The 15970-nt window shown below is 60.4% G+C and carries 12 protein-coding genes; 7 read left to right on the top strand and 5 right to left on the bottom strand.

The annotated features are described in order from the left end of the window. Positions 1–6 precede the first annotated feature (6 nt). Positions 7–903, bottom strand: coding sequence for a GlxA family transcriptional regulator (locus NLY36_RS29365; RefSeq protein ID WP_245260298.1), 897 nt, complete (start codon positions 901–903; stop codon positions 7–9). A 183-nt stretch (positions 904–1086) separates the two neighbouring features. On the opposite strand from NLY36_RS29365, the gene msrC reads away from it, so the two are divergent. After that, a complete protein-coding gene (msrC, locus tag NLY36_RS29370) occupies positions 1087–1584 on the top strand; it encodes a free L-methionine (R)-S-oxide reductase MsrC (RefSeq protein WP_023736415.1) in 498 nt (165 codons plus the stop codon). On the opposite strand, the gene NLY36_RS29375 is transcribed toward msrC, so the two are convergent. Both NLY36_RS29375 and NLY36_RS29380 read right to left on the bottom strand, forming a co-directional pair. After that, positions 1581–2615: a YeiH family protein gene (locus tag NLY36_RS29375; protein WP_502882042.1), complete on the bottom strand. Its 1035-nt coding sequence runs from the start codon at positions 2613–2615 to the stop codon at positions 1581–1583. The genes msrC and NLY36_RS29375 overlap by 4 nt on opposite strands. Before the next feature lie 246 nt (positions 2616–2861). Then, positions 2862–5588, bottom strand: a complete 2727-nt coding sequence (locus NLY36_RS29380) for an autotransporter domain-containing protein (protein WP_023736416.1) — start codon at positions 5586–5588, stop codon at positions 2862–2864. A gap of 807 nt (positions 5589–6395) precedes the next feature. Here NLY36_RS29380 and NLY36_RS29385 point away from each other — a divergent pair. The 6 genes from NLY36_RS29385 to NLY36_RS29410 all read left to right on the top strand — a co-directional run bounded on the left by NLY36_RS29385 (position 6396) and on the right by NLY36_RS29410 (position 12540). Further along, positions 6396–6797: a GNAT family N-acetyltransferase gene (locus tag NLY36_RS29385; protein WP_023736417.1), complete on the top strand. Its 402-nt coding sequence runs from the start codon at positions 6396–6398 to the stop codon at positions 6795–6797. Positions 6798–6810: 13 nt separating this feature from the next. Beyond that, positions 6811–7194, top strand: coding sequence for an ACT domain-containing protein (locus NLY36_RS29390; RefSeq protein ID WP_023736418.1), 384 nt, complete (start codon positions 6811–6813; stop codon positions 7192–7194). A 115-nt stretch (positions 7195–7309) separates the two neighbouring features. Continuing rightward, a complete protein-coding gene (locus NLY36_RS29395) occupies positions 7310–8743 on the top strand; it encodes an aldehyde dehydrogenase family protein (RefSeq protein WP_023724891.1) in 1434 nt (477 codons plus the stop codon). 145 nt (positions 8744–8888) lie between these two features. Then, on the top strand, positions 8889–9542 hold the full coding sequence (locus NLY36_RS29400; RefSeq protein WP_156933237.1) for a hypothetical protein: 654 nt from the start codon (positions 8889–8891) through the stop codon (positions 9540–9542). After that, positions 9539–10114, top strand: coding sequence for a hypothetical protein (locus NLY36_RS29405; protein WP_023724893.1), 576 nt, complete (start codon positions 9539–9541; stop codon positions 10112–10114). The genes NLY36_RS29400 and NLY36_RS29405 overlap by 4 nt, the downstream gene beginning before the upstream one ends. A gap of 173 nt (positions 10115–10287) precedes the next feature. Continuing rightward, positions 10288–12540 carry a nucleoside triphosphate pyrophosphohydrolase gene (locus tag NLY36_RS29410; RefSeq protein WP_286461608.1) on the top strand — a complete coding sequence of 751 codons (2253 nt, stop codon included), beginning with the start codon at positions 10288–10290 and terminating at the stop codon, positions 12538–12540. Positions 12541–12923: 383 nt separating this feature from the next. Here the strand turns inward: NLY36_RS29410 and NLY36_RS29415 are convergent, their stop codons facing one another. After that, a complete protein-coding gene (locus NLY36_RS29415; protein ID WP_023689671.1) occupies positions 12924–14234 on the bottom strand; it encodes an HlyD family type I secretion periplasmic adaptor subunit in 1311 nt (436 codons plus the stop codon). Further along, positions 14231–15967 carry a type I secretion system permease/ATPase gene (locus tag NLY36_RS29420; RefSeq protein ID WP_023736419.1) on the bottom strand — a complete coding sequence of 579 codons (1737 nt, stop codon included), beginning with the start codon at positions 15965–15967 and terminating at the stop codon, positions 14231–14233. Before NLY36_RS29420 ends, NLY36_RS29415 begins: the two co-directional genes overlap by 4 nt. Between the last annotated feature and the right edge of the window lie 3 nt (positions 15968–15970).

Genomic DNA, 15970 nt, shown 5'->3' on the forward strand with positions numbered 1-15970 from the left:
CGCCCTCTAATGCCGCCGCATCGCCTTCGGCGCGTGCCCATGCTCCTCGCGAAACGCTCGGGCAAAACTTGACATGGACGCGAAGCCGCAGGCCAGCGCCACGTCTCGCACCATCAGCGTCGAATGGGCCAACAGGTCGGCGGCGCGCCGCAGCCGGAGCCGCCGGTAATATCCATTGGGCGAAATGCTGAGCTGGGCGCGGAAATTGCGCTCCAACTTGTCGGAGGAGACCCCGAGACGGGCCGCCAGTTCCGTCATGCCAAGCCGCTCTTCCACCGCATCCTCCATGATGGCGATGGCCGACAGCACCAGTTCGTTCTGGACGCCGGTGCGCAGCCTGAGCGGCATCAGCTTGCGGTCGACGCTCGAACGCAAGGGGCTGTGCACGAACCATTCGGCAACGCCCGCCGCGAGCTCGCCGCCATAATCGATGGTGATGATCTCCAGCATCATGTCGAGGCTGCCGACGCCACCGGCCGAGGTGAAGCGCTTGCGGTCGATGACGTAGAGATCGCGCCGGAGCTCGATATCCGGGAAGGCCTCGGTGAATGCCGCCTGGCTGGTCCAGTGCAAGGTGCAGGCATGGCCGTCGAGCAGGCCGGCCCTGGCGAGGAAGAAGGCGGCGTCGGCCACCGCGCCTATGTGAGCGCCGGCGCGCAGGCTCTTGCGCATCCAGGCAACCGCATCGTCGGCGACGACGAGGTCCGCATTGCCGCCCGAGCAGACGACGATGCGATCGACCTTCGGCGCGCCGAACGCTGAGAATCCCGGTTGTATGACGACCCCATTGGATGCCTCGACCGTGCCCTGGTCGGCGCCGACGATCACCCAGCGATAGCACTCGCGCTTGGCCAGCACGTTGGCGGCGCGCAATGGCTCGATCACCGAACTGAACGCCATCATCGGAAAGCCGGGAAAGACCAGAACGGCGAAGGTGAGGGGACCTTCGCTCGCTGCGGGTTGCGCCCGGTCGTGTGTTTGGCTGGCACGGTCGGTATTCACAATTGTGTATTTCCTGGGAGCGTCATTGGTGGCAGACAGGAAATGTAACGGGCTTTTTGGCCCGCCGGCAATGGAGACGACGCCATGTTTGCGGCCCAGACCATCGACAGCACCGACAAGCCGGCCTTCTACCGCGAACTGGCCACCCAGTTGAAGGCGCTGCTGGAAGGCGAGAGCGACTCCGTCGCTAACGCCGCCAACACATCGGCGCTGATGTTCCAGATGGTGCCCGATCTCAACTGGGCCGGCTTCTATTTCCTGGCGTCGGACGAGGAGCTGGTGCTTGGACCGTTCCAGGGCAAGCCGGCCTGCGTGCGCATCGCCGTCGGCAAGGGCGTGTGCGGCACCGCCATCGATCTCGAAATGTCGATGCTGGTCAAGGATGTGCATGAATTTGCCGGCCACATCGCTTGCGACGCCGACTCGCGCTCGGAACTCGTCGTGCTGCTGAGGGACAATGACGGCGTCTTCGGCCTGATCGACCTCGACAGCCCGACGCCCGGCCGCTTCGACAAGGACGACCAGGCCGGCATCGAGGCGCTTGCCGCGATCTATGTCGCGGCGAGTTCGTTCGAGGATTAAGCGAACTTCACCAGCATCAGGCTGAAGCAGCCGATGAACAGGAAGGCGCAGGAGGCGAGCGCCAGCGGGCGAAGGCCGCGCGAGCGCAGCTGCGAAATGTTGGCCTGCAGACCCATGGCGGCGAGCCCCATGGTCAGCATGATGGTGGTGGCGAACGCCATGGCCGACTTCACTTCGGCCGGCACGGCAACCAGGCTGTTCAGCGCCACGACGGCGATGAAAGCGGCGACGAACCACGGCATCGGCGGCCGCGCACCGGATTGGTCGCTTGGGCGATCGCCATTGCTCTTGCGGCGCGCCATCAGGCCGAGCGCGATGACCATCGGCGCCAGCATGGCGACGCGGGTCAGCTTGGCGACGGTGGCGATCTCGCCGGACTGGGCGCCGTTCTGGAAGCCGGCGCCGATGACCTGTGCCACCTCGTGGATCGAGGCGCCGGCCCACAGGCCGAATGCGTGCTGGTCGAGGCCGAGCACCGGCGCCAGCAGCGGAAAGCCGAGCATGGCGACGGTGCCGAACAGCGTGATCGAGGCGACGGCATAAGTGACGTCCTCGTCACGCGCATCGGTGACGATGTTGGTGGCAACGATCGCCGAAGCGCCGCAGATCGAGGTGCCGGCGGCAATCAGCTGCGCCAGCTTGGCGTCGACGCCGATCAGCCGGCCAAGCGTGATGGTGAAGACGAAGGTCGCTCCAAGGGTCAGCGCCACGATGCCGACGCCGCCGGCGCCGATGGAGACGACCTGGCCGAGCGTCAGCTGAAAGCCGAGCAGCACGATGGCAAAGCGCAGCAGGCGCTTCTGCGAGAAGGCGATGCCGGCCTTGGCGTGGGCGGGGGTGCCGAGCACGTTGGAATAGATCAGGCCGGCGACGACGGCGAGGATCATCGGGCTGAACAGCGCGAAGCCGGAGACATTATGAGCCGAGAAGGCCACCCCCGTGATCATCGCCACCAGCACGATACCGGGGATGACGCCATTCCACACGGAATCGAGCCGCTTCCGGCCCACGGCCAGGTCGGCGGAAATCATGCTGATCGGAATATCGTTCGCTAGCTGGGCGGCGGCAGACAATGCAATTCTCCAGGCAAGTACCTCAGGAGAATGTCATTCCAGAATCGATCTTTCCAACGAATTGTTCTTGTTGGAATGATCGATTTTTGTGAACGTTTAGGGCGGCCGAGGTCAGAATGAGAGAGCGGCCGGGCGAAACCTGGAGCCGCCCTAGATCATGATGAATTCCCATCACGATCTAACCCCACTTTTTGGGATCATGCCCTAGTATTTCATCCCAATTCGCGCGGCGATCGTATGGTCCTGGCTGTCGCCGTTGCTGCCGACCGCGGTGCTGTAGTTCAGCCCGAAGGCAATACCGCCGATTTGCGCATCGACGCCGAGCCCGATTGACAAATAGTCGTTGGAAAAGGCATCTGCGTCCAGCGCGTAGGGCGTGGTGCCGATATCGGCATAGCCGAGGCTGACGCGGCTGGAGCCGGCAAAGTCGTGCGTATACTCAAAGCGCGCGCGCGGTGTGAGCAGACCCCAGCTGGTAGGAATGTTGTTCTCGATGCGCAGGCCAAGGGTGCCCGACAGCGTGTCGACGGTCTGCTTGCCGAAGGTCAGATTATAGATGTCGCCACCCGTCTCGGTGAAGCCGCCAAGCGTGGAGTGGGACCCCGACAGACGTCCATAGGGTGATATCAGAGAGTCCGGCCGGCGAAATTCGTAGCCCGCCGTCAGCGACCCGAAGACCTGGCTTCCGTCGCGCGTTCCAGACGCGAAATCGCCGGTATCGGTCACATAGCGCTCACTGTCGAAATTGAGGGCGCCATAGCCGGCAAGGCCATCGACAAAAAAACCTGGCGCCGGGCGGTAGCTGCTATAGGCGGCGACCGAGATGGCATGGGCGCGGCTTTCGGTGCCGTTGCTCCCGACGTCGGTGACGTCATGGCCATAGCCAAACCCGAGACCGGCGGTGAAGGTCGGGGAAAAGCGGTAGTCGGCACCGACGCTCACGCCGACCAGCGTATGGTCGAGCTTGATGGCTCCATCGTCATCGGTGCCGAAATTGACGTAGCCGCCGCTCCAGAAGGCCAGTTCGCCAAATGGGTTCTCGGCCGGCAGTGACGACGTCTGGGTGTCCACGTCCGTGCCAGTTGAAGACTGTCCGGTCTTGATCGGCGACGCGCCGGTCGAGGTCCTGTCCTGCTTTGCGTTGGCGTTGGGCTGAATGCGCTCCGGATTGGGCGCTCCGTAAGTGGACTGCGACGATGCCGTGGCGATTGCGGCGAGCGCCGGATCGTTCGCCGCATTCTGCTGCTGAGCGTATGCGTCGGGATTGTCCGACGATTGCTGGACGGCAACGCTGAGGCCTATCGAATTGTGGCGCTGGTCGCCCTCATTGTGGAGCTGTTCCAGCCTCTGTCCAAATCCCTGGATCTGAATGTCGGCGAAGTGCTTTGCCGCCTCCACCTGTGCCCGAATCAGGCCGATCACTTCCGGATCGCGGGAGGGGTCGGGCCGTGCCGTGACGTTGATGGTCACGGTTGCCGGAGGTGACGTTCCGTCGGCATTCGAGAGCGTGTAGGTCAGGCTGGTTGTGCCGGCAAAGGTGGCTGCCGCGGCAAACTGCAGGATATAAGCGCCGCCATCGGGCACAATGGAAGCCGTGCCCGCTTCGCTCGGCGGCGGCGAGGCAATCGTGGCGCTGGTAAACGGCCCATTCGTAGCCCCTTGCGTCAGGTCGAGGGACCCGGTCGTTCCGGCCATCACGTCCAGCGTGTGGTCCTGTGCCGACGGCAAGTGGATCTCGACGACCACAGTGTAGTCACGTTGGCCGGTAAAGCCGTTGCTGTCCGTGGCCCGCACCGTAAAATCGTAATTGGCCGCGACAGTGGGTGTGCCAGCCAGTGTACCCCCAAGCGAGAGTGCGAGGCCGGGAGGCACCGAGCCGGAAACCACGGTGAAGGTGTAGGGTGCGGCGCCGCCATTGGGGCTGCTTGCGGTGATGGTCTGGCTGTACGGCGTGCCAATATGTGCATTCGGCAATGTTGCCGGCGAAAACTCCACCGTCACCGTGGTGCAGGACAGGACAAGATTGGTCACGTCGGCTCCCGCCACCGTGCCCGAGGCCGTCGTGACCGTGCATGTCTGGTCGGCCGGCTTGGCAGTAACCTCAACGCTCCAGTTGGAGCCGGTCAGCAGGCCATCCGCAAAGGCAAAGGTGGTATCGCCGACATTCACGTCCCTGGTTTGCGTCCCTGCCGGCGAGCTTGATGTCAATTTCAAACTCACCGTCCCGGTCTGACCGCTCGCCGTGCCGCTGATCACATAGAGCGGCTCATCAAAACAGATCAATGCGGACCCATCGCCTGAATTGACGCCTTCCGCCACCGCAGCCGATTGCAGCGAGCCGGCATCCGATGATCCGCCGCCGCCGCCGCCGCCGGCGCCGTTCCAGTTCTGCTGGCACGAGGTCGTGCCGACGCCTGCGCCGCCACCACCGCCGCCGACAGTAGCCCCGCCACCGCCGCCACCAGCATATCCGGCGCCCAGGAAAGACCCTGAGAAATTTCGTGCAGTTCCGCCTTGGCCATTTGTCTGACCGGCCGTGCCAGGAAAACTATCGCACCCAGCGCCGATCGCGCCACCGGCACCTACAGTGCCACCTTCACCGCCAAAGGGGCCAAGGCCGCCCGAAACATCGGTTCCTGCCGAGCCGGATCCCCCGCTCTTGCCACCGGCGCCACCAGCTATCGAATTTGTAGTGTGCCAGCCCCCGTTGCCACCGCCGCCACCGCCGCCAGCAATTGCCAGGCGGGTTCCGCCCAGCCGCAGGTCGGTCGCCCCGCCACCATTGCCGCCGTCGGGAGTACCGCTCGCGCCACCGGGATTGACCGCGAGCGAGCCACGGCCGCCAACGCCGACAGAAAGGATGTCACCCGGCGCGACAGTCAAGGAACCGCTCACCTGGCCGCCGAGCCCGCCGGCGCCGCCTGGGCTCAATGGGCTGCCCCCGATGGTGCCGGCGCCGCTCTTGCCAACCCCGCCTTGCGCTCCCTTGAGGTATACTGTGGCGGAATGGGTGTTGCCAGGAACCGAGATGGACTGGTCGCCGCCAGTAAAGCTAAAAGCATGAGCTGTCTGTGTGGGACTACAAGACTGCCCGAGCGCTGACGTCGTGCCCGCGAGCGCGTAGACGACCGTCATCGCGCCTAACAAACGTGAGATTGTACGCTTTGCCAGCCCTCGATGCATGGCGCCCCCCCCGTCAGCCCGTCCAGTGCTTCTCCGCTTATATTATGATGCCAAGATTAGATCAAATAGAAATTTGAACCAATGGTAGGTTGAATGTCCTACAATATTAGCTGTTGCTGTTTTTTTGTACGCGTACGAGAGCCCTACTCGACGGCGCAGCAGTTTAGGCGAGCAACCACCGCGCAAGGTGAAGACTGGCGTTGCCTGGCAGTACACTTATGGCCTTGCCGGCGCCGCCCGCTCTAGCCGCGCGGGTCAACTCGGAGGCTGGGCCAACGCCAAAATCTTGACAGCGCCGCGCTTCCTGCTCCAGCGTGGCGTCATGTTCGTTTTCTCGTTCGCCATCGCCAAGCGACGCCGTTCCTGCACCACGCAGCGCGGCAAGCTGTTTGCGCGACGAAAAGGACCGGCCCAATAAAATTCCGGTTCGTTCGTTCCAGCCCCGCCCGCGACGTCTGCCGGCGGGGTTTTCATGTCTGGAGCCTTTGCCATGTCCAATTCTTCCATCCTGTTTCGGCCGCCCAACCGGCGGACGCTGCCGCCATCAGGGACATTGTGCGTGCCGCCTATGCCAAATGGGTGCCTCTGATCGGCCGCGAGCCGCTGCCGATGCGCGCCGACTATGACAAGGCGGTCGCCGAACATCCGTTCGATCTCGCCATCGAAAATGGCCGCATCGTCGGCATGATCGAGACCATGCCGGCCGACGATCATCTCTGGATCGAGAATGTCTGCGTCGCGCCACAGGCGCAGGGCAGGGGCATCGGCCGGCTGTTGCTGGAACGGGCGGAGCAGAAGGCGCTGGAGGCCAGCTGCTTCGAGCTGCGCCTGCTGACCAACGGCGCCTTCATGGCCAATGTGTTGTTGTACAAACGGCATGGCTATACGATCGACCGGGAGGAGCCGTTCATGAACGGCATGACGGTCTATATGAGCAAGAAACTGGGTGGCCGATAACAGGGAGGATCGGATGGCAGTCAGGGTCCGGTTGAAGCCGCTCACGGGGCGGTATGCGGTTTCGCGCCTCGAAGCAAAAGACAGCATTCCCGGCTGGGCGGACGGGCCGGGCTTCGTCAGCATCACCAGGACAGAGGACGAGCTTTCGGTCGTCTGCCTGCAGGATCGGGTGCCGGACGGGGTGAAGCATGACAGGGACTGGGTCGCCCTGAAACTCCAAGGTCCCTTTGCCTTCGACGAAACCGGCATCGTCGTGTCGGTGATAAAGCCATTGTCGGAAAGCGAACTCGGCATTTTTCTGGTATCCACCTTCGATGGTGACCATCTGCTCGTCAAAGCCAAGGATGAAGCCGCGGCAAGGGGGCTTCTGGTCGCGGCGGGGCACACGCTTCTGTAGCCGTAGGCTCAATCGCCCGCCCTTGCGTTTGACATCGCTCTTGCCCCATCGTTATCCCCGATACGACGATCCGGCGATCGCCCCCATCAATTCAGAATCCCCCGAGGAGAAGCCCGTGTCACACAATCTGCAGTTCTATATCGACGGCGTGTGGGTCGATCCTGTCGTGCCCAGCACACTCGACGTCATCGACCCGTCAAACGAAGATGCTTTCGCGCAGATTTCGCTCGGCTCAAAGGCCGATGTCGACAAGGCGGTTGCGGCCGCCAAGCGCGCCTTCGAGACATTCGGCTTTACTTCGGTCGAGGAGCGCCTGGATATCCTCAACCGCATAATCGAGATCTACAAGAAGCGCAGCGCCGATCTGGCGCTGGCCGTATCGCGCGAGATGGGCGCGCCGCGCCAGATGGCACTCGACAGCCAGGTCGGCATTGGCCTGGCACATCTGCAGAAGATGGCCGAGGTGCTGAAGTCGTTCGAATTCCGCCACGTCAAGGGCTCGTCGCTGATCGTCAAGGAGCCGATCGGCGTCGTCGGCCTGATCACGCCGTGGAACTGGCCGCTGAACCAGATCACCTGCAAGGTCGGTCCTGCGCTCGCCGCCGGCTGCACCATGGTGCTGAAGCCCTCGGAAATCGCGCCGCTCGACGCCATCATCTTTGCCGAAATCATCGACGAGGCCGGCGTTCCCAAGGGCGTCTTCAACCTCGTCAATGGCGACGGCCCGGGCGTCGGCCAGGCGCTGTCCAGCCATCCCGATGTCGACATGATGTCGTTCACCGGTTCGACCCGCGCCGGCATCCTGGTCGCCAAGGCGGCCGCCGACACGGTCAAGCGCGTGCATCAGGAGCTTGGCGGCAAGTCGGCCAACATCCTGTTTCCCGATGTCGATCTCGAAAAGGCCGTCAGCAAGGGCGTCGCCGGCTGCTTCAGCAACTCGGGCCAGTCCTGCAATGCGCCGACTCGTATGTTCGTGCCGCGCGACCGCCATGACGAGGCGACCGGCTACGCCAAGACGGCGGCCGAAAAATTGACCGTCGGCCCGGCCGATGCGGCCGGCACCAAGCTCGGCCCGGTGGTCAGCCAGATCCAGTTCGACAAGATCCAGGACCTGATCCAGGCCGGCATAGATGAAGGCGCCACGCTGGTCGCGGGTGGACCGGGCCGCCCGGCAGAACTCAACCGCGGCTACTATGTCCGCCCGACCGTGTTCGCCGACGTGACGCCGGACATGCGTATCGCCAGGGAAGAAATCTTCGGGCCGGTGCTGGCGATCATGCCGTATGACACCGTGGAAGAGGCGATCGGCACCGCCAATGACACCGTCTATGGCCTCGCTTCCTACATCCAGGCCAAGGACATCCAGAAAGCCCGCGAAGTCGCCGCCCGCATGCGCACCGGCAATGTCTACATCAACTATCCCCAGTGGGACGCCGGCCTGCCCTTCGGCGGCTACAAGCAATCCGGCAACGGCCGCGAATACGCCGAATACGGGCTGGAGGATTTCCTCGAAATCAAGGGCATCGCGGGGTATGAGGCAGCGGAGTAGGGCCGACGTTTCAAATGCTCATTCTGTTGGTTTTTTAGGAAAAAAGACCTATCTAGCTACCTGCGTCGCAATCTGGTTGCACGACAACGATAAACCGTATGTGCTATTATGCAGGCGATTGAATCGCTTAGAAGTGGATATTGCAGTGAGCGGGGCACCCACGATACCTAAAAGTCGGTTCTCTGACGCTTTGGCGGATTGCGTTCAGAAATTGGAGGACAAACCGCTTGTGCAAGGATTGCATAATGTGGTCTTGCCAACGATTGGTATGATCGTACCAAATTGGTTTTTGGTCGTCCCAAAAGTGCATTCCTTTAATTTCGGCCAGCAGGGCATGGGCACTCGCGAAGAGCTCTCAAGTATCGCGTCAAGCATATTTGAGGCAGTCTCAAAGCCTGGCGATGAGATGCTGGCCTTTGAGCACGGGGCGCTGCGAGCTGGGTCAAACATCGGATGCGGTGTGGACCACGCCCACCTGCATATAATTGTGTCGAGCCGCAACTTTCTCGCATGTGTCTGGGACGGCATGAGCGAGGAGTTGGACGCTTGCGATGGCGCTGCGCCAATTGGTGAAATGTATAATGGTGTCTTATCCGAAAAACCTTATTACCTGGCATGGATGTCAGGGAAAACGCTACTAGAGCAGCCTGCCAAAAACGAAGTTTCGCAAAGGTTTCGTCGAGTCATAGCTAGTGCTGCCGGAACCCCCGATAGTTGGAATTATCGGGAGCATCCCTTCTACGACAACGTCCTTAAGACGATATCCAATTTTCACCAGGGGAAGCGGCAAGCCGCTTGAGCGAAGAAACCGACATTCCCGTAGAAAACCCGGTTCCGGTGCCGCCTCCAGTGGCTCCGGACAATCGGCAGTTGTGGGAGTGGAGAACGAAGTACGAAGATGCCGCGCCACAGATAAGGCGAGAGGCGTCTATTTTGGGTTTTTATCTGCTCTTTTTTGGCATCTCTGCGATAGTGGCTTTTTCCTACGCTGGTGATTTTACGATCAATAAAGGCGATCCTCCACAGGTCCTATTTCATTTAGAGCGCCGAGATGTGCTGTGTTGGATAGTTGGATCGGTCGGCGGCACCGTATTTGCTATCAAATGGCTAGTTCATTCTGTGGCGAATGGTATCTGGCATCAAGACAGGTTTCTGTGGCGTGTTTTTGTTCCGTTGACAGGCGGTATTTACGCACATGTAGTCCTAGCATTGATGCAAACTGGTTTTATGGGTGGAAAGTCAGTTGAGTTGGAACCGAATCTAGCAAGGTCATTAGTGGTCGCGTTCCTTGCAGGGTATTTTGCCGACGGCGTGAGCGGTCTCCTCACCAATGTAGCGAACGCAATTTTTGGTAAAGTAGACAAAAAGTGAGGCAGGTATTTTCGCCCGGGCCGTTGCCTAGGTTGGCGACCGAAGGGGCCGAACTCGCAAGAGACTTTGGAACAAAAGGTGGATATCTAGCCACGCTACCACCAATGTGGACGCCCGAGTATCTCTTGCTCTCAACGGCTTGGGTAGACTCTCTAGCCGACGGCCCCGTGTCGTTGGATTTGCCTGAGGGATTGAAAAATCGGCCGCTGATTGTGCGTTCTAGTATAGTGGGCGAAACGATCTGGGACCGCGGAACCTTTCTATCGATTCCCTTTGATGATCCCCCCGATCAAAGTGCAGTCAGGGAGGCCATCTCAAAAATACGAGGTCATGCAACAGCGATTCGACCTGGTGCGAAGGTAGCTATAATTTTGCAGCGATTCTTGCCAAATTGTATCAAGGGCACTTTGGGGAATCTGAATCGTCTATCCAGAACGAGAGAGCATTGGACAAGATTTACTGAAGTCGATGGTTACAATTTAGCGCCCGACCGCTTTAATTCTCAGCGTGACGCGCCCGCCCAACACCAGACTGAATTAATTCCGTCTGCGCAAAAGCCGATCGACCGCGTTTTCGCATCTACCTGTCGGTGGTTAATTGATCACTTTAGTCCGGTTCTGCGCCGTGACCGGATGCTCTTGGAGTGGGCCGAGGCGGATGGGCGGCTTTACCTCCTTCAATGCGACCTGGACGATGACAACCTTGAAGGAGTCGATCCAAATGACTTGCCGATTTACTCGAAATTGATTGTATCGGACACGCCACCGGCGATCCTTAGCGAGGCCAATGACGATAACATACCAATATGGGACAAACTTAAAATTCTAGAAGAATTGTCTATCGACTACGCTCCTCTCCCCCAGAAGCTATACGTGCTTTCCTATAGAGATGCCTCAAAGATTCTTACTGAAAGGAGTCAGCGAGAAAGCCTGATCGCTGAATTGCAGAAATTTTTCGAGGAAATGGCTGTCATCCGTGTCAGCCGCCGATCTGGCGCAGATAAAACGACCAACCTGCCGTGTACGAGCAGCTGTCTCGACCCTATTTCGGCTGCAGCCTGGATGCACCAGCAATTAGAGGCGCATACTTCTCAAGGAGGGGAGCTAGAGGATCTCGCCTTCATTTTGCACAAATACATTGGCGCTCGTGCTGGGGCGTGGGCCTTATATGACCCGGATTCTCCTTACATACAGGTTCACGCCAATTGGGGCTTGCCGGACTCTCTTCAGTTCTATCCCTACGACGCGTGGGATGTGCATACGATCACCGAAGAGGTTACAGCATACCCCAGCTACAAATCGCATTTTCTCTGGCCGAATGAGAAGGGAGAGTGGACCTTTAAACAAATACGAAATGGAATAGGCCGTCATCAGTGCCTGCGGGCGAATGAAGTTTTGGAAATCGCCCGCAAGACAAACATCATAGGCACGAAGCTCGGAAAGCGAGTCGCCATCATGTGGTTTGCCGGCGTCGAGCTAGCATCGGGTGGCGTATTATGCTTGCCGTGGTATCGTACATACGAATATTCCAACCCAGACTTAGATTCGGCAATAGGGCAAGATCATGTTGTCGTGCCCGTTCGCGCGCCCGGTGATTTGGAGAACGTAAAAGCAATCGTGCCGATCTTGCCGTCAGGCAAGAAGGTGGCGATGGATATTCAACCTAGTGAACATCTCGTTCGGGATCACAAATTTCTGGGCGAAATTATATCGCTTGCCCAAACGGTGGGCTCGTCTGTGATCTATTCGGGCTCGCCTCTGTCGCACCCGTATTTCCAGCTTCAAGGGAAGGTTCCTGTATATCTTAGGTTGCACAGGAAGTCGTTCCGCACTCGCGGTCGAATTAAGTATCAGAAGCTCGTGCGTGATCGCATACCTGAGCGGATAAGATCGAAGCGGGAGCGGGTCGTATTCGCGAATTTGAAACCCGATGAAATCCTGCAGTTATTGATTGGAAAGCTGATCGAAGAATCTCAGGAACTGCTGGCGGCTGAAGGACAGGATGCAACTGCTGAGGAGTTGGCGGATGTTTACGAGGTTCTTCGCGGCATTATGCATCAAGCAGGCGTTGATGAGAAAAAGGTTCTCGAAATTGCGGATGCAAAGCGCGAGAAAGTGGGCGGTTTCGACCATGGCGTTTTCTTGCTTGAAACGAGCCTACCCAAGCCGGGTGAGCCGACGATTGAGAACCGTGATGTGAACTTCGGCACGCTCGTTGGTGAAGAGTATGCCGGGGATCGTGTGCGCGTACCATTTTCGCTCCTCGGTAATTTGAGTAAATCAGGTGAGCGTCTATTTAGGATTCCTGGGTCGGACAAAGGGGTTCGTCTGTCCGCTGGTCGCGATGGATTCGAGCTCTCACTAGAGCAACTAGAGCATCAATTGGATATCAGTTTTCTGGACGACGATATGGGCCTAGATGACTAGCTGGCCGGCAAAGCCAGACCTTGACTCTCTGAGGGCTTTTATTGATTTGGTCGGACCTTACCCGCGGCCTATCTCGATGATTCCAACTATCGCCCGCGTAAACTTGACCATGCTGTTTGCCGTCAGCGCTGCATTGTCGGGACTCTGGCCGATATGTTCGGCGGCTCCGCAACATGACCGGCGGATGTTGTCGTAGTGCGGGTCTCTTTCATCATCCGGCAACGTCGCCAGATTGAGGTCGCGGCAACGGTCGCGAATACGGACTGGAGGATTTCCTCGAGATCGAGGGTATCGCAGGCTACGAGGCGGCGGAGTAGGGGCTCGGGATCGGCAACCAGCCGGTCCCGGTGCCGGCCACAGGCAAGACACGCCGCTTGCCAGCTTCATTCTTCGCGGAAGGCTTTCTGTATTTGATCCGACAGCGGCTTCACCAGATAGGAAAGCATCGTCCGGTCGCCCGTCGGGAAGAACACTTCGGCCGGCATGCCCGGCGCCAGCGCCAGCCCGCGCAGCTTGGCGACCTCGGTTTTGGGCAGCGTCACCCGCGCCACATAGAAGGCTGCTCCGGTGCGCTCTTCGATGGTGAGATCGGCCGAGATCCGCGACAGCGTCCCGGTCAGCTCCGGCGTGGTTTGCCGATTGAACGCCGACAGGCGCAAAATCGCATTCTGGCCCATCGTCACCTGGTCGATATCCTGCGGTGCGATATGCGCTTCAACGGTCAGGTCGTCCGTCACCGGTACGATCTGCATCACCTGTTCGCCGGGGGTGATGACCCCGCCGATCGTATGCACCGCCAACTGCAGCACCACGCCATCCTGCGGGCTGCGCAGATCGATGCGCTTCAACTGGTCCTCGGCCGCTACCTTGCGTTCGACGAACTCGGAGATCTTTCCCTGGGTATCGCGTAAATCGGTCGCGACCTCGCTGCGAAGGTCCTGGTCGATCTGGATGATCTGCAGTTCGATCTCGGACGCCTTGCCTTTCACCTGGGCAATTCCCGCGGTCAACTGGCCATGCTCGCCTTCGAGCCGCACCGCGTCCCGTTCCAGCGACGTCATGCGGTCGATTCCTATCAGCTTGCGATGCCAGAGCGACCGCACACCTTCCAGCTCGATCTGGATCAGCTCGATCTCGCGGCGTTTCGCCTGCAGCTGCTCGGTCAGGCCGGCACTCTCCTGCTTCAACTGCGCGATCCGTTCGCGCAATTGCGATCGCTGGCCAGACCGCGCCTGGTGCCGGAAATCGAACAGCGATTGTTCTCCGGCCATCGATGCGGCGACACCGGCTTCGTCGCGCCGCGATGTCAAAACGTCCGGAAAGCTGATCGTGTCCTTGCCGTCACGCTCCGCCTCCAGGCGCGCCAACCGTGCATAAAACTCATCCAGACCTTTTGAGACGATCGCCAGATTGGCGCGTGTTGTCGTTTCATCCAGCCGCACCAGAATATCGCCCGCCTTGACCCGGTCGCCTTCACGCACCCTGATCTCGCCGACCACGCCGCCCGTCGGATGCTGAACTTTCTTTACATTGGAATCGACCACCAGCCGGCCAGCTGCGATCACCGCACCCGACATCTTGGTCACTGCCGCCAGGCCGCCAACACCTCCGACAAGCAGCAGACAGGTAGCAACGCCAGCCACGAGATAGCGGCGGACCTGCCGATGATGCAAAGCGGATCTGTCCTCGCTCATGCAGGAACGCCTCTCTCCGTGGCGGCAACGACCTTGAGCGGTGCCGCCGATCGGAAGACCTTGTTCAGCACCTCATCCTTCGGACCGAAGGCCTGCACATGGCCATTGGCCATCACCAGCACGGTGTCGACATTGGCCAGCACACTGGATCGGTGCGCGACGACGATAACGATGCCGCCGCGGTCCCTGATGCCCTGGATGGCGGCGGACAAGGCCACTTCACCCTCTGAGTCGAGATTGGAATTCGGCTCGTCCAGGATGACTAGGAAGGGATCGCCATAAAGAGAGCGGGCAAGGGCGACACGCTGGCGTTGCCCCGCCGACATCGAGGCGCCGGCTTCGCCAACCTTTGTGTCGTAACCGTCGGCCAGATGCACGACGAGATCATGCACGCCGGCGGCCTTGGCTGCCGCAAGCACCATGTCGGACGACGCATCCGGGTCGAAGCGGGCGATGTTCTGCGCAATCGTGCCGTCGAACAACTGCACATCCTGCGGCAGATAGCCGATATGTTTACCCAGCTCGTCGGCCGGCCACTGGTCAAGCGTCGCGCCGTCCAGCCGCACGGCGCCGCGCGCCGGAAGCCAGACACCTGCAAGCGTACGCACCAGCGATGATTTGCCGGAAGCACTCGGGCCGATGACCCCCAGGCCTGCTCCCCTGGCCAGTGAAAAACTTGCATCCCACACCACCGGCGTGCGTTCGCCCGGCGGGGCGACACTGACATTCTCGACCGCCAGCGCGCTGACAGGCGCGGGCAGGGTCACGCCGGTTGCGCCTTCCGGCAGCGCGGACAGAAGCTGCTTCAGGCGTGCCCAGCTTTGCCGCGCTGAAATGAAGCCCTTCCAATGCGCTATCGCCAGTTCGATCGGAGCCAGCGCCCTGCCCATCATGATCGAGCTTGCGATCATGATGCCGCCGGTCGCCTCTTGCTGGATGACCAGATAAGCGCCGATCGCCAGCATTGCCGATTGCAGCATCAACCGCAGGATCTTGGAAATCGTGCCAAGCGTTCCCGCGACATCGCTGGCCGCCGCATGGGCGTTCAGGTACTCGGCATTGACGGCAGACCACCGCTCGGCGATACGCCCGCCAAAACCCATGGCCTGCATGGCTTCGGCATTGCGCCTTGTCGCCTCGGCCAACGTGCTGCGAACGGCCGCGTGCTGTCCGGCGATCCTTGTCGGGCCGCGGGTCCGGAATTCGGCCAGAAGCGTCAGTGCAAACAGGACAACGGCGCCGGCAAGCGCGGTAACGCCGATCCAGAAATGAAAAATGAAACAGATGCCGATATAGAGCGGCATCCATGGCAGGTCGAACAAAGCGGTCGGTCCGGCACTGCCGATAAAGGAGCGGACCTGATCGAGATCCCGTAGGGGTTGCAGCCCGTCGCCGGAAGGCTTGGCGCGCAGCGGCAGGCGCATCAGCGCCGAATAGACCGACGGGCTCAGCTTTGCGTCCAACCCCTGTCCCAGCCGCACCATGAGGCGAGAGCGGATCAGCTCCAGCACTCCCTGAAACACGAACAATGTTCCCGCAAGCACCGCCAGGCCGACCAGCGTCGGCACGCTGCGACCCGGAACGACGCGGTCATAGACTTGCAACATGAAGAACGAGCCGGTCAGGGTCAGCACGTTGACGACCCCGCTCATCAGGACGATGCCCGAAACCGCACGTCGAAAGGACGCCAGGATTCCGACCAGCGTAAGCGGCGTCGATGGCGTCAGCTGCATGCA

Source organism: Mesorhizobium sp. C399B (assembly GCF_030323185.1).
GTDB lineage: Bacteria > Pseudomonadota > Alphaproteobacteria > Rhizobiales > Rhizobiaceae > Mesorhizobium.